Here is a 15,276-nt window from a genome sequence, read left to right as displayed (position 1 = left end):
CGCCACCTGTCACCTCCCACCCCTGATAGTGCACTGGCCCACTGACAATCCCGCGAAACCTCACGAGACGCAGCTCACGTGGCTCGCCCGGCCCACACCGACGCCACCCACGCCGAAACCCCCGCACCGCCCCAGCCCCCACACGGCTCACACAGCCCACAGCCCCCTGCAAGGCCCCACGCCTCGCGCAGGCCCCACAACGCTCACAGGCCCACACCTCCCGCCGGCCCCGCAACGCCCACAGGCCCCAATCCGCCCGCAGACCCCACAGCTCACACCGGCGCCACCAGCAGCGGCCGTGCCCGCTCCCGCAGCTCCATGACGCGCGGCTCGTCCCCGTACGGTTCGAGCCGGTGGAGCAGATCCCGTACGTACTCGGTCGTCCGCGCCGACGAGATCCGCCCCGCCACCTCCACCGCGCGCGTGCCCGCCGCGCAGGCCGCGTCGAGATTGCCCGACTCCAGCTCGGCGACGGCGGAGACGACGAGCCGCAGCCCGTGCGAGCGGACGAACTCCTCGGTCGGCCGGGACAGCGCCTGCTCGGTGAAGCGCCGCACCTCGCCCGGCATCCGCAGGTCCCGGTAGCACTCGGCGGCATCGGCGCAGAAGCGGTCGTACGAGTAGAAGCCCAGCCACGTCGGGTCGGCGTCGCCCGCCCGGGACCGCTCCAGCCACCCCTCGGCGGCCTTCAGCGCCGCCGCCGCGGCCGGCCCGTCGCCCGCCTTGGCGTGCGCGCGGGCCTCGACGAGCCGGAAGAAGGACATGGTGCGGGCGGTGGCGAGCCCCCGGTTCCGTTCGAGCGCGGCCTGCGCGAGGTCGACGCCCTCGTCGGCGAAGCCCCGGTAGGTCGCCTGGAGGGACATGGAGGCGAGGACGTAGCCGCCGAGGGGCACGTCGGCGGCGGCGCGGGCGAGCCGCAGGGCCTGGATGTAGTAGCGCTGCGCGGCCTCCTGCTGGCCGGTGTCGAAGGCCATCCACCCGGCCAGGCGCGTGAGCTCGGCGGTCGCGCCGAAGAGCGCGCGGCCGACCTCGTCCGAGTACGAGCCGAGCAGCAGCGGCGCCGCGTCCACGCGTAAGCACTCGGGGACCATCGACGAGCGCCAGTCCCCGCCGCCGTACTTGGAGTCCCAGCGGCGCGCGTCCTCGGCTGCCTCGCGGAGCTTGGCGACGTCGCTGTGGCCCACGCGCACGTGCTCCGTGCCGGCCGTGGCGCCGGAGCCGGCGTCCTCCCCGCCGGCCCCGGACCCGGGACCGGAGCCCGCACCCGCCCCATGACCGAGCCGGGGCGCCTCGCGCTCCACCGACGGGTCGGCCGGGGTTATCAGCCAGCGGGACGCGGGCGTCGCGTACGCGCTGACCGCGAAGGAGCCGGCCAGCGACTGCCAGATGCCGCCACCGCCGGCCCGCCGCCCGGCGAGATCCAGCCGGTACAGGTCGGTGGCCGAGCGGACCGCCTCGCCCACGTCCCGCGGGAAGGCGAGCCCCACCTCGGGCGCCGGGTCGGCGTCCGCGAGCCCGATCTCGTGCAGCGGCACGGGCCGGCCGAGCTTCTGGCCGATCGCCGCGGCGATCAGGTGCGGGGCGGCGCCCTGCGGCACCATGCCCTTCGACACCCACCGTGCGACCGACGTCTTGTCGTAACGAAGCGTCAGGCCCCGCTGCGCACCGAGGTCGTTGACGCGCCGGGCGAGCCCGGCGTTGCTGATTCCCGCGAGGGCGAGAACCGTGCCGAGCTTTTCGTTCGGCCCGCGTTGCTCCCTGGACATGACGCCACCCCTCGACAACCCAGACGGCCGCCACGACGCCGGGCATAGGCGTGCGGCATTCGTAAACACAGCGTAGTTCGCCGCATCCCTACCGTTAAGGGGCGGTGTTCCGTATGGCGGGATTGTTGTGTGAACGGACGGCGCCGGGGGCCGCCGGCCCGAGCCGTGCTCCCGTCGTGTGGCCGTGCGCCCGGCCGTGCGCTCTCGTCCGTCCGGTGCGGGGAGCGCTTCCATGGGCGGTGCGTGGGTCGGCCCGCTCGGCCGGGAACGGTGTCCCGGACCAGTGGGCTGGGGGACACCGCCGCTCCATTCCCCGCGGGCGGCGGACGGCGCCGGGAGGCGGGAGCGCCTCCCGGGCTGCCGGTGACGCCTGAGGGCGCAGGGCGCCCGGGCGAACAGCCGGACGCCGCCCCAACCCTCCGGGGAGGGGCGATATTTGGCCGAATGACGCCGGTGCTCAACTGGCCCATGCCAGGGGCGCATTCGCCTTTCACACGCGTGCACCCGGACTCCGCCCCGTGCGCCGTTGTCGTGGCAGCATGTCCTCCACCGAAACGAACGTGGAGGCGCCGATGCGATGGCTGGTGGGCTGGAGCAGTGTCGCCGCGAGCGTCGCCACGACCGCGGGGCAGGGCGCCACGAGTCCCGGGTACGGCTCCACGACGCCGGGCTACGGCTCCACGAGTCCCGGGTACGGCTCGACGGCGCCGGGCCACGCCTCCTCCGCCGCGGCGTACGGCTCCACGGCGACGGGCTACGGCTCCACGGCCGCGGCCGACCCCCGCACGGTGCAACCGGTGGGCGCACAGCCCCTCTGGGGCGGCCCCGATCCCTTGTGGGCGGTCGGCGACTGGCGCCCCGACGAGGTGCGTGTGGTGGCCGTCGACGACCACACCCGCCTCGCCGTGCTCGGCTGTTGCGCCGCCACCGACGAGGAGCTGAGGCTCGGCCTGCTCACCGCGCGCGGGGGCGCACTGCGGCATCTGACGGCATGGCCGGGGAGCTACACCGCCGTCGTCAAGGCGGGCCGCCGTGTCACCGTCACCGGTGATCTCGCGGGGGCCCGGCCGGTGTTCCACACCCCGTGGGCCGGCGGCACCGCCTACGCGACCGCCGCCCTGCCGCTCGCCGACCTCGTCGAGGCCCAGCTCGACATCGGGCACCTGGGCGCGCTGCTCGCCTGCCCCGAGACCCCGGAGGCGCTGCGCGACTCGACCCCGTACGAGGGCGTGCGGCGGGTGCCGCCGGGCCACGCGCTGATCCTGCGGGAGGGTTCGCGGGAGATCGCCGGGTACGAGACGGTGGCCTCGCTCGCCGTCGCGGCGCCCGAGTCCGACGCCCGGCAGGCCGTCGAAGGGGTACGGGACGCGCTGGTCGAGGCCGTCAGGGCCCGGCTCACCGCACCCCGGCACGCGCCCGAGGCCCCGCTGCCCGACCCGGGCCCGGTCCCCGGGATGGGGCCCGCCGACCGGCGGGCGGCCCGCGGCGGCGGCCCGGCGCCCGGCATCGGCGCGGACCTTTCCGGCGGCAGCGCGTCCGGCACGCTCGCGCTCCTCGCGGCGGGGCTGCCGGGGGTGCCGGGCACGATCCTCGGCCACGGCGCGGGCGCGGGGGAGCGGCTGCTCGCGGTCACCTTCAACGACCTGGTGACCCGCGCGGGTTCGGAGCGCGAGGACGAACTCAAACGGGCCGGGGAGATCGCGGCGGACCCGCGCCTGCACCACGTGGTCGTCGCGGCGGGCGAGGAGGCGCTCCCGTACGCGGCGCTGGACGGTCCGCTCACCGACGAGCCGGGTCCCTCGCTCGTCACGGCGGAACGGCACCGGCGGCGGCTCGCGGGCGGTAGCGCCGACCACTTCACCGGCATCGGGGCCAAGCAGGTCCTGGACGCGCACCCGGCGCGCCTCGCGGACCTCCTCATGGACCGCAGGCGCCGCTCGCTGGTGCGCCCGGTCGCGGCGCTCGCCAAGGCCTCGGGCGCGTCGGCGGGCGCGCTCCTGGTGCCGCTGACCGTGTACAGGGCGGCGCGGAAGCTGGCCCGTACCCCGTACCGGACAGGTCTGGAGGCGGCGGCGCGGCGGGTCCAGGAGGCGAACCGGGCGGCCCCGGACGGCTTCGGCCCCCTGGAGGCCTCGCTCTCGGCGCTGACCTGGTCGCGGCCGGGGCCCGCGGCGCGCTGGATGACGGGGGAGGCGCTGGCTGAAGTATCGGTTCGCCTGAACCGGGCGGCGACGCTGCCGACCTCCGTCCAGCGGCCGGGCGAGGCACGCGCGCGTGCCGCCCTCGCCCGGGCGGCGGCCGACCACCGGGTCCTGGAGCAGGCGGCGGAGATCCGCGGCCAGCGGCTGCACGCCCCGTTCCTCGACAACCAGGTGGTACGGGCCTGCCGCGCGCTCCCGGAGTCGCTCCGCGTCCAGCCGGACGCCCGGGCCGGCGTCCTGCGCACGGTCCTCTCCGGCGCCGGCGTCCACGACCTCCCCCCGGGCTGGGGCGCCCCGCACCCGGCGGTCCCGGCCGCCGCCGCCCGCGCCGGCCTGCGCACCGCGCTCCCCCACCTCCTGGCCCTCTTCGACGCCCCGCTCCTCGCTGACGCGGGCCTGATCGAGGCCCGCGTCGTCCGCGAGGCCCTGACCGCGGCGGCCGACGGCGCGCCCGTCCCGCTGGACGGCCTGGCCGACCTGGTCTCCACCGAACTCTGGCTCCGCCGCCTCCTCGCCCGCCGCGGCTCCTGCTGGACGAACACGGCCCAGCCCCGCGCACACCGAGCGGTCCAGGGCCCCCTGATCCCGGCGTCGAGGTCGCTGCCGGCGTGACGCCGGACGGCGGCGTTCGGATGAAACGTCACAGCACGCTCGTTCGAGTGAAAGCGTTCCGGACCCCGCCGCCATCCCGCCCTAAGCTGAGAGCGTCGCACCGAGCGAAGGAGGTCCAGCATGGCGATGCCGCTGCCGGTTCCGGAAGACGCGCTCTCCGAGGGCATGCCCGAACGTGAGGGTGCGAGTGTCCAGGAGACCTTCGAGCTGTTCAGTGCGCTGGCCCCCAAGGGCTGGCGCGTGGAGCTGATCGAAGGGGAGATCTGCGTGGTGCCTCCGGCCAACGGCGAGCACGAGGAGATCGTCTCGGAGCTGAGCGGTCAGGTCCGGGACCACGACAAGGGCGTCGGTCGATACACGGGCATCGGCCTCAGCCTGCCCGGAGCCGCCGACACGGTGCGTGTCATCCCGGATCTCGTCATCGCTCCCAAGGGCAGCTTCGACGACCAGCAGGAATGGCACGGCCCCGACGCCGTCCTCCTCGTCGCCGAGGTGACCTCCTTCTCCACGGCGAGCCGCGACCGCGTCCAGAAGATCCGGGCCTACGCCCGGGCCGGAATCCCCGTCTACCTCATGATCGACCGCGAGGCGGACGAGGCTGTCGTGTGCTCCGAGCCCTCAGGGGACGACTTCGGTCACAAGTCCATCCACAAGCTGGGGACAGTCGTCCCGCTCCCCTACCCGCTCGGCTTCGCCGTGGACACCTCGCAGTTCTGACCGCCGAGCTCTCAGAGCCCCACCCGGGTAAACCCCGAGGCGCACCCCGAGGGCAGCGGACACAATGACCCGGTGCGGTATCTCATCCTCGGCACCACCGAGGCCCTCGACCCCCGCGGCAACCCCCTCCCTCTCGGCGGCGCCCGGCTGCGCGCGCTCCTCGCCGCGCTCGCGCTGCGCGGCGGGCGGCCCGCCTCCACCACCGAGCTCGCCGACGACGTGTACGGGGACGACCCGCCGCAGGACGCGCCCGCCGCCCTCCAGGCCCTCGTCGGCCGGCTCCGCCGGGTCCTCGGTGCCCAGGCCGTCGCCTCGACCCCCGGCCCCGGCTACCGGCTCGCCGTCGGTCCCGACGACATCGACCTGTACGTCTTCGAGCGCCTGGCCAGGGAAGCGGGCACCCGCCTCGACGCCGGCGACCCCGACACCGCCGCCACCCTCCTCCGGGAGGCCCTGGCCCTCTTCCGGGGCCCCGCCCTCGCCGACCTCGCCGCCCCGGCGGGCGTCCGGCCCGAGGCCCAGCGGCTCGCGGCCCTGCGCCGCCGCGTCGAGGCCGACCTGCGTCGGGGCGCCACCGACGGACTCGTACCGGAGCTGACCGAGCTCACCACCACGTACCCGTACGACGAGGCCTTCCACGCCCACCTCATCCGCGCGCTGCGGGCCGAGGGCCGCCACGCCGACGCGCTCGCCGCGTTCGAGTCGGCCCGCCGCACCCTCGCGGACGGACTCGGCACCGACCCGGGCCCCGAACTCGCCGCGCTCCACCACGAACTCCTCGCGGCCACCCCGAGGCCCGGCCCCGAGCCCCGTACGCACCAACCCCCCACCACCCCCGCAGAGGCCCCCACACCCGCAGAGCACGCAGAGCCCGCAGACCCCACCCCCACCCCCGGCAACATCCGCCCCCGCCTCACCTCCTTCGTCGGCCGCGAGCCCGAGATCGCCGCGCTCCAGGAGGACCTGACCCGCGCGCGCCTCGTGACGCTCACCGGGCCCGGCGGCTCCGGCAAGACCCGGCTCGCCGAGGTGGCCGCGGTGCGCGCCGCCGGCCCCGCCGCCTGGATCGCCGAGCTCGCCCCTCTCGACGACCCCGAGGCGCTCCCCGGCGCCGTGCTCTCCGCGCTCCGCCTCCGCGAGATCAACCTGATCAGCCGCGACGGCGTACCCCTCCAGGACGACCCGACCGCGCACCTCGTCGAGCACCTGGCCCGCCGCCCCCTCCTCCTCGTCCTCGACAACTGCGAGCACGTGATCGGCGCGGCGGCCGCCCTCGCCGAGACCCTCCTCACCCGCTGCCCGCAGCTCCGCATCCTCGCCACCAGCCGCGAACCCCTCGGCGTCCCCGGCGAATCGGTCCGTCCCGTCGAGCCGCTCCCGCCCGACCCTGCCCACCGCCTCTTCGCCGAGCGCGCCCGCGCCGTACGCCCCTCCTTCGACCCGGCAGCCGACGCCGACGCCGGCACCGTCGACGAGATCTGCCGGCGCCTCGACGGCCTGCCGCTCGCCATCGAACTGGCCGCCGCCCGCCTCCGCCTGCTCACCCCGCGCCAGATCGCCGACCGCCTCGACGACCGCTTCCGGCTCCTCACCTCCGGCTCCCGCACGGTCCTGCCCCGCCAGCAGACCCTCCGCGCGGTCGTCGACTGGTCGTGGGACCTGCTCGAACCCGCCGAGCGCACCCTGCTCCGCCAGGTCTCCGTCTTCGCCGGCGGCTGGGACCTCGCCGCCGCCGAGGCCCTGGCGCCCGGGGCGGCCGACACCCTCGGCGCGCTCGTCGACAAGTCGCTGGTCGTGGCCACGCCCACCGACGAGGGCGAGATGCGCTACCGCCTCCTGGAGACCATCCACGAGTACGCCGCCGAGCGCGCCGCCGAGACCCCCGAGCTGCTGGCCGCCACCGGGGCCGCCCACACCGCCCACTTCACGACCCTCGCGGAGGAGGCCGAGCCGAAGCTGAGGTCAGGGGAGCAGCTTCCCTGGATCGACCGGATCGAGCGGGACCTCGACAACATCCGCGCCGCGCTCCACCGCGTCCTCCTCACCGGCCCCGACGAGGCCGCGGCCCACCGGCTGGTCTTCGCCATGGGCTGGTTCTGGTGGCTGCGCAACTACCGGCCCGAGGGCCTGGCCTGGGTCGACCGCGCGATCGCCCTGGGCGAGGACCCCGACGACCCGGCCGACCCCCGGTACTGGCCGCGCATGCACCTGCGCATGCTGCACTTCTTCCTCGCCGTCGAGAGCCATACGGCCGCCCACTACCGCGACGACCGGGAGGCCGTCGCCCTGGTCGCCCGGGTGCGCGCCGCGTTCGGCGCCGAGCCGGGCCCCGAGGCGGCCCGTTTCCCGGGGCTGCTCTGGCCGTTCACCGCGTACCTCAGCGAGGAGCCGTCGCGGATCCGGGAGCTGCTGGACGCCTCCGTCGCCAACTGCCGCCGCCACGGCGGGGACTGGGAGGTCGGCGTCACGCTCATGTTCCGTACGCACCTGGTCGTCGACATGCCCGGCGGTCTGGCGGGCGGCGTCTCCGGGATCGACGCGGACCTGGCCGAGCTCCGGGTCCTCTCCCGCAGGGTCGGCGACCGCTGGATGGGCGCCCAGATCGCGAGCGCCGCGGCCGAGGCCAACATGATGCGCGGCCGCCACGAGGAGGCGGGGGAGGCGTACGAGGAGGCCCTCGGCCTGGCCCGCGAGGTCGGTGCCCACGCGGAGACCCCGTTCCTCCTCGCCAGGCTCGCCGAACTGGCCTACCGCGCCGGTGACATGGAGACCGCGACGAAGGGGCTGGAGGAGGCGACGCGGGAGGCGGAGCGCTACCACGTGCGGGACACGGACATGTTCGTGTGCTTCCTGGGCGCGGCCATCGCCTGTCACCTCGGCGACGTCGAGGCGGCCCGCGCCCGGCTGGACGCGGCCGGCCGGCTGGTCGGGGTCGGCCCTCCGCCGCCGCACTTCCAGGCCGCGGTCACCGGACTCGGTGCCCGCGTCGCGGCGTACGAGGGCGGGGGCGTCGCGGCCGTGGCCGCCGCGGCCGACGCGCTGCGCGTCGCGCGGGAGGCCCAGTGTGCGGACCTCATCGTGGCGGCGCTCGGCGAGGGCCTCGCGGTCACCCTGGCCGAGGCGGACGAACCGGCCCTCGCGGTGACGGTCCTGGCCGCCGTCGACGGCTGGCGCCACGAGCTGCCCCGTTCGGTCCCGGAGCTGCGGGAGGCCGAGAAGGTGACGGCGCGGGCGCTCGCCGTGCTCGGCGCCCCGGGCCTCGCCGCCGCCCGCGAGGCCGGCACGGGCCTCGGCCCGGACGAGATCCTGGCGCTCGCGGCCGCCCGCACGGCGACGGAGCCGGGAGGAACGGTCAGGAGCAGCTGATCCGGGACTGCGCCCAGTCGGCGACCGCGGCCCGGCCGAAGGGCGTGTGCTCCTCCACCACGAGCCGGAGCGTGGAGCGACCGGTGATGTCGACGTGCACCGGGAGCGGTGGGTCGCCCGCCCGGACCACGTCGGAGCGCCAGAGCCGCTCGCCGTCCCCGTAGACCGAGAAGCGGACGCCGCCCTGGCCGACGAGGGCGCTCATGTCGTCGACGCCGACGACCGCGTCGTAACTCGTGCACTGCCGGTTGAGGTGGACGAGCAGCGAGGACGGTGCGTGCACGCTCACCCCGTACGCGTACGAGGTGCCGCTGATCGAGAGGCCCTTCCGCGGCCACATCCAGCTGCTGTCGGAGAGGGACACCTCGGGCTTGGTGCCGTCGCCGAAGATGCCGTACTCCAGCTCGTCGACCGGGTAGACGGTGGTCGGTGCGGGCGGCGGCGGCTTCGGCGTGGTCTTCTCGGCGCTGGGAGTCGGCGTCGGAGTCGGAGCCGGCGTACGAGGAGGAGTCGGGGTCGGCGTCGGCTCGGGACCGGCCGTGGTGGGCTTCGGCGTGGGAGCAGGTGTCGGAGTCGGCGCCGGAGACGGCTTCTCCTTCTCCGGAACGGGCGTCGGCGTGGGCGTGGGTTTCGGCGTGGCCTTCGGCGGAGCGGACGGTACGGGCGGGGCCGGCGGTTCCGGAGTCGGCGTCGGCTTCGCCGGGGGAGCGGGCTCCGGCGGTACGACGGGGGTGACGACCGGCTGCGTGGGCCTGGGCGCGGCGACGGGCTGCGGGTCACCGGCCATCGCCCAGACGAGCCCGGCGGCCGCGGCGACGGCGAGCCCGGCCGCGATGCCGGCCTTCGCGGGCATGCCGAGCCCTTCGGCGGCGGCCCCGCCCGAGCTCGCGCCCCCGGAGGCCCCGCCGGACGCGCCGGAGGCCGCGGCCGCCGCGCCCGCGCCGGCGGCACCGACGGCACCGCCCGCGACGACACCGGCGGCCTTGACGGAGTACCCGGCGGCGAACCAGCCGATGACGGCGATGGGCAGCAGCGCGGGGATCCCGGCGTTGACATGGGCCAGTTCACCGGCGGCGAGCCGGCACTTGGCGCACTCCTCCAGGTGCTTGCGCAGCCCGCGCTCGGCCCGCATCCGCAGTCCGCCGCGCGCGTAGGCGCCGAGCCGGTCCGCGTACCGGGCGCAGTCGCCGCCCGCGGTGAGGGACTGGCTGACATGGGCCTGGAGGTAGGCCTGCTTGAGGCCCTCACGGGCCCGGCTGGCGAGCACGGCCGTGGCGTTGGCGGTGAGCCCGAAGAGCGGCGCGACGTCGCTCGGGGACTCCTCCTCGACGGTCGTGTGCCACAGCACGGCCTGCCAGCGCTCGGGCAGCGAGCGGAAGGCCTGCATGGCGAGGGACTGCTCGGCCTCGTGCATGGCCCGCACGTCGGCGCCGAGGTCCACGGTGTCCTGGTCGGAGACCTCGGAGGAGCGGGAGGCCTCCGCCGCGAAGACGGCGAAGTCCTCGACGAGGTGCTCGCGCTTCTGCGTCCTGGCCCAGTTCGCCGCGGCCCGCCGGACGGTGGTCATCAGGTAGGCGCGTACGGCCTGTTCGGGACCTGCCCCGCCGCGCACCGCCTGGAGGGTGCGGGCGAAGACCTCGGCGGTGAGGTCGTCGGCGGTGTGCGCGTCCCGGCAGCAGGTGCGCGCGTACCGCCGGACGGCCTCGGAGTGGCGGCGGAACAGCTCCTCGTACGCGGAGTCGTCGCCGTCCCGCATGAGCTGGACGAGTGCGGCGTCGGAGGGAGGCAGTTCGACGGGAGGCGGAAGGACGCCACCGGTTTCGTCGGCCGAGTCGTCCGCCGAGAATCCCCCGCTCGCGGCCCCGGTCCCGGCCGCTGTCCCTACCCCCACGCCCGCGCCGCCCTTGCCCAAACGCTGCTGCGGAACGCTCGCCTCGACCGAGAGACTGCCCGGACCACCCTGGCTCGGCACCTGACGGGGCGGCAGCCCCCCGGTCTCCGTGCCGCCGCCCAGCGGATCGTCCCGACCGTCACCGCTCATCGCGGAAGCCCCCGTACGCACGCCCAGACCCGAACACCGGCCAAGACTGCCACAGAGCGCGAGCACGCCGAAGCGCCGCGTCCACTTACCACTCGTCCGGGGCGACTTCCTGTATCCGGGCGTAACCGCTCACACGTTCGTGCGATGCTCGTTGGTCCGCCCGGAGCACGGAATCACCGCACCCGACGTGAATGTCCCGGGACCTCGAAGACTCCGGGGACGCCCCGCGACCTCCCTACCGGGAGCGCAGACCCTCCAGAAGGATGTCGAGGAGACGCGCCGACGCGGCCGCCTGCTGCGCCGCGTCCGGCAGGGCCGGGGCAGCGGTGGCGATGACGAGCAGCACGTCGGCCACGGTCACATCGGCCCGCAGCTCGCCCGCCTCACGCGCCCGGTCGACGAGCCGGCCGACGACGTCGAGCAGCTCCGCCGCCCCCGCGTCCTCCCGCTCGGCGGCCGGCACGGCACGCGGCGCGACCACACGGGCGTCGGGATCGGCGACACCCCGCTGGGACGGGACCCGGGCCGCGTCCTCCGAGACGTCCGCGCCGACCGGCGCCGCAGGCTCGTCCACGCCCACCCGCAGCACCTGCGGAGGCAGCAGGCGACCCGCACCCGAGGCCACCGAGGTCCGCAGGAACCGGGAGAGCGCCGACCACGGCTCCTCCTCCTGGCCCAGCGCGGCCCGCGCCTGCTCGGTCAGCCGGGAGGTCTCCTCCTCGGCTATCCGCCGCACCAGCACGTCCTTGCTGGGGAAGCGTCGGTAGACCGTGCCGACACCGACACGGGCGCGGCGCGCCACGTCCTCCATGGGAGCCCCGTAACCGAGCTCGCCGAAGACCTCGCGCGCGGCGCGCAGCACATGCTCCAGATTGCGCTGGGCGTCCACCCGCAGCGGCGCGGACCTGCCGCCCGCCGACAGGGACACCGCCCCGGCGCCCTGGCTGTCGTCAGCGGTCGCCGTACCGACGCCCGACTGCCACCGTGAATCCTGAATCTGCATAAGCGTTCCCCCGCTCATGATGTCTCCCCCCGGAGACTCCCCGCCCTGACACGGGGCTTCCGGCCCGCGAGCGCATCGGTCCACGCGCTCCCGTCCCACACCCCGATGAAGTACGAACATAGTTGAGTCCGGGTCAATTCAGAAGGGGCAGTTCCGTACGGTGCGCCCCCCGATCGGAGCAAGGCCCGGAAGACTCCCGATTCCGACCCCGCGACCCACCCGTCACGCCCGCCGTGACCTGCACCGTTTCCCCCGTCCCCCGCTCGCGCGCCACCCCGCGCCTCCGTACCCCGCCGGTCACACAATTTGTCGAGCCTGTGGACAAACAACGGACGGGGGTGCGTCATGGGACAGTGACCGAACCTGCGCGCATTCTCGTGGTCGGCGGTGGCTACGTCGGCATGTACACCGCGCTGCGCCTCCAGCGGCAGCTCAGGGCCGAGCTCAGAGCCGGCACCGTCGAGATCGTGGTGGTCACCCCCGAGCCGTACATGACGTACCAGCCGTTCCTGCCCGAGGCCGCGGCCGGCTCCATCTCCCCGCGCCATGTCGTCGTCCCCCTCCGCCGGGTCCTCGACCGCTGCCGGATCCTCATCGGCGAGGTCCGCTCCGTCGACCACGCCAAACGGACCGCGGCCCTCTCCACCCTCGCCACCGCGGAGGAGGGCACCGGCGGCCTGGAGCTCACCTACGACGAGCTGGTCCTCGCCCCCGGCTCCGTCTCGCGCACCCTCCCGATCCCCGGCCTCGCCGACCACGCCATCGGCTTCAAGACCGTCGAGGAGGCCATCGGCCTGCGCAACCACGTCATCGAGCAGATGGACATCGCCTCCTCCACCCGCGATCCCGCGCTCCGCGACGCCGCCCTCACCTTCGTCTTCGTCGGCGGCGGCTACGCGGGCGTGGAGGCCCTCGCCGAGCTGGAGGACATGGCCCGGTACACCGCGCGGTACTACCACAACGTCAAGCCCGAGGACCTGCGCTGGGTCCTCGTCGAGGCCTCGGACCGGATCCTCCCCGAGGTGGGCGAGGACATGGGCCGGTACGCCGTCCGCGAGCTCCGCGGCCGCAACATCGACGTCCGCCTGGAGACCCGCCTCGAAACCTGCGAGGACAGGATCGCCGTCCTCAGCGACGGCACCCGCCTCCCCACCCGCACCGTCGTCTGGACCGCCGGCGTCAGACCCGCCCCCGTCCTCGCCGCCACCGACCTGCCCCTGAACGAACGCGGCCGCCTCCGCTGCACCGCCCACCTCGCCGTCGAAGGCGTCGAGCACGCCTGGGCGGCGGGCGACGCGGCGGCAGTCCCCGACGTCACCTCCGAGGAACCCGGCAAGGAATGCGCCCCCAACGCCCAGCACGCCGTCCGCCAGGCCAAGGTCCTCGCCGAGAACGTCGCCGCCTCCCTGAGCGGCCGCCCGCTCACGGAGTACGCGCACGCGTACGCGGGGTCCGTCGCCTCTCTCGGCCTCCACAAGGGAGTGGCCCACGTCTACGGACGTAAACTCAAGGGCTATCCGGCCTGGTTCATGCACCGCGCCTACCACCTCAGCCGGGTCCCCACCTTCAACCGCAAGGCCCGCGTCCTCGCCGAATGGACCCTTTCCGGCCTGTTCAAGCGGGAAATCGTCTCCCTCGGCTCACTGGAACATCCGCGCGCCGAATTCGAACTCGCCGCCGCACCGCCACCGGGGGACGGCGACAAGCCGTCGTCCTGACATCACTGTCAGTGCACTCGTCCACACTGGACGTGTGACCATAGGTGGGCTCACACCTGCACAGCGTGACTCTGCACGGCACCGACACCACGAGGCATACAGATCCGTGAACTTCACCCGTTGGAGCGCCCGGCTCCCCGGCACGCAGCGCCGCGCGGCGCGGGGGACCGAAGGCTCCGTGCCCGCAGCCCGCGGTGAGTACGGGCAGCAGCTGGAGCAGCTCGCCGAAGGCGCCACCACCACCGAGGTCCCCGCCCTGGAGGACTTCTCCGTACGGGAGCTCCTCGGCCGCCTCCCCGGCCTGGTCGCCCTCGTGTACGGCCCGGAGCACCGCATCGCGTACGTCAACGACGCCTACGCCGCCGCGTTCGGCCCCCGCCCCGCGGGCGCCACCGTCGCCGACACCTGCCCGGAGGCCGAGGAGCTCGGCCTGCTGCCCCTCATGGACCAGGTCCTGCGCAGCGGCAAGCCCCGGACGGTCAAGTCCCGCCGCACCCACGACGGCGGCTCGTACACGGTCACGTGCCTGCCCGTCGACAGCCCCCACATCGAGGACGGCGTCCTCGTCCACGCCGCCGACGTCACCGACCACGCCGAGGCCGCCGAGCGCCTCCGCGCCAGCGAGCGCCGCCACCGCGAGACCGCCGTCACCCTCCAGCGCTCCCTGCTCCCGCAGGAGCTGGAGCAGCCCGACGACCTGCGCATCGCCGCCACCTACCAGCCCGGCGTCGCCGACGCGGCCGTCGGCGGCGACTGGTACGACGTGATCACCCTCGGAGCGGGCCGCACCGCACTCGTCATCGGCGACGTGATGGGCCGGGGCGTGCGCGCCGCCGCCGTCATGGGCCAGCTCCGCACCGCCGTCCGGGCCTACGCCCGCCTGGACCTGCCCCCGCACGAGGTGCTCCAGCTCCTCGACGGCCTCGCCGCCGAGATCGACGCCAGCCAGATCGCCACCTGCGTGTACGCGATCCACGACCCCAGCGAGGGAAAGCTGGTCTACGCCTCGGCCGGCCACCTCCCGATCCTCGTCCGGGACGAGGACGGCACCGTGCGCCGCGCCGAGGACCCCACCGGCCCGCCCCTCGGCACCGGCGGCTGGCTGCACGCCTCGGGCTCCATCGCCCTGCCCCCCGGCTCCACCGCCGTCCTCTACACCGACGGCCTGGTCGAGCGCCGCCGCGAGGACATCGACGAGGGCGTCGAGGCCCTGGCCCGCGCCCTCGCCGGCGCGAGCGGCACCCCGCAGGTCGTCTGCGACCGGCTGCTCCGCGCCCTGGGGGTCACCGCCGAGCACGACGACGACGTGGCCGTCCTCGTCGTCCAGCACCCCTCCCGCCAGGGCTCGGACGCCGAGCTCTTCCACAACGCGGCCCTGGAGCTCCTCGGCGGGGTGGAGGCGGCGCCCCGCGCGCGTGCCTTCGCCTCCGGCGTCCTGTCGAGCTGGCGCTTCCCGGTCGAGCTGCGGGACCTGGGCGTCCTCGCCACCAGCGAGCTCGTGGCGAACTCCCTCCAGCACGGCACCCCGCCCATGCGCCTGCGCCTGCGGCGCACCGACCGCCGGCTGATCATCGAGGTCACGGACGGGGACGACCACCTCCCGCGCCGCCGAAGGGCGGAAACGGAGGACGAGGCGGGTCGCGGTATCTCCATCATCGCGACGATCGCCTCGTCCTGGGGAAGCCGCCGCACACCGGGCGGCGGAAAAGCGGTCTGGTGCGAGTTCGCCCTGCCGGACAAGCCCTGACCGTGTCGGTCTAGATGAATGAGTCCGATGTCTTCAGTGGTCATAGGCGATCAGTGAGCGTTTGACTGCGGCGCCGGTGGTCCAGTTGTGCCAGATGCCGGCGGC

At 75.1% G+C, this 15,276-nt stretch carries 8 protein-coding genes; 5 read left to right on the top strand and 3 right to left on the bottom strand.

Annotated features, from left to right (window positions below):
- Window positions 1-272: 272 nt before the first annotated feature.
- Complete coding sequence (locus ACF08F_RS00040) at window positions 273-1,766, bottom strand: MFS transporter (protein ID WP_392296236.1); 1,494 nt, start codon at window positions 1,764-1,766, stop codon at window positions 273-275.
- Window positions 1,767-2,338: 572 nt separating this feature from the next.
- Here ACF08F_RS00040 and ACF08F_RS00035 point away from each other — a divergent pair.
- From ACF08F_RS00035 to ACF08F_RS00025, 3 genes are all read left to right on the top strand, one after another.
- Window positions 2,339-4,579: an asparagine synthase-related protein gene (locus tag ACF08F_RS00035; RefSeq protein WP_392296786.1), complete on the top strand. Its 2,241-nt coding sequence runs from the start codon at window positions 2,339-2,341 to the stop codon at window positions 4,577-4,579.
- Between the two features lie 126 nt (window positions 4,580-4,705).
- Window positions 4,706-5,296, top strand: a complete 591-nt coding sequence (locus ACF08F_RS00030; RefSeq protein ID WP_392296785.1) for a Uma2 family endonuclease — start codon at window positions 4,706-4,708, stop codon at window positions 5,294-5,296.
- A 72-nt stretch (window positions 5,297-5,368) separates the two neighbouring features.
- Window positions 5,369-8,662, top strand: a complete 3,294-nt coding sequence (locus ACF08F_RS00025; protein WP_392296235.1) for an ATP-binding protein — start codon at window positions 5,369-5,371, stop codon at window positions 8,660-8,662.
- On the opposite strand, the gene ACF08F_RS00020 is transcribed toward ACF08F_RS00025, so the two are convergent.
- Both ACF08F_RS00020 and ACF08F_RS00015 read right to left on the bottom strand, forming a co-directional pair.
- Window positions 8,649-10,703 (bottom strand): sigma-70 family RNA polymerase sigma factor, encoded by a 2,055-nt coding sequence (locus ACF08F_RS00020; protein ID WP_392296234.1) that lies wholly within the window; start codon window positions 10,701-10,703, stop codon window positions 8,649-8,651. The two genes, ACF08F_RS00025 and ACF08F_RS00020, sit on opposite strands and share 14 nt — an antisense overlap.
- 235 nt (window positions 10,704-10,938) lie before the next feature.
- Window positions 10,939-11,706, bottom strand: a complete 768-nt coding sequence (locus ACF08F_RS00015) for a TetR/AcrR family transcriptional regulator (protein ID WP_392296233.1) — start codon at window positions 11,704-11,706, stop codon at window positions 10,939-10,941.
- A gap of 353 nt (window positions 11,707-12,059) precedes the next feature.
- Here ACF08F_RS00015 and ACF08F_RS00010 point away from each other — a divergent pair, with 353 nt between their 5' ends.
- Together ACF08F_RS00010 and ACF08F_RS00005 are read left to right on the top strand one after the other, a co-directional pair.
- Window positions 12,060-13,424, top strand: a complete 1,365-nt coding sequence (locus ACF08F_RS00010) for an NAD(P)/FAD-dependent oxidoreductase (RefSeq protein WP_392296232.1) — start codon at window positions 12,060-12,062, stop codon at window positions 13,422-13,424.
- Between the two features lie 106 nt (window positions 13,425-13,530).
- A complete protein-coding gene (locus ACF08F_RS00005) occupies window positions 13,531-15,171 on the top strand; it encodes a SpoIIE family protein phosphatase (protein WP_392296231.1) in 1,641 nt (546 codons plus the stop codon).
- Window positions 15,172-15,276: the final 105 nt, after the last annotated feature.

The organism is Streptomyces sp. NPDC015130 (assembly GCF_043080005.1).
Classification (GTDB): Bacteria; Actinomycetota; Actinomycetes; order Streptomycetales; family Streptomycetaceae; genus Streptomyces.
This window is presented reverse-complemented; position numbering and strand designations above follow the sequence as displayed.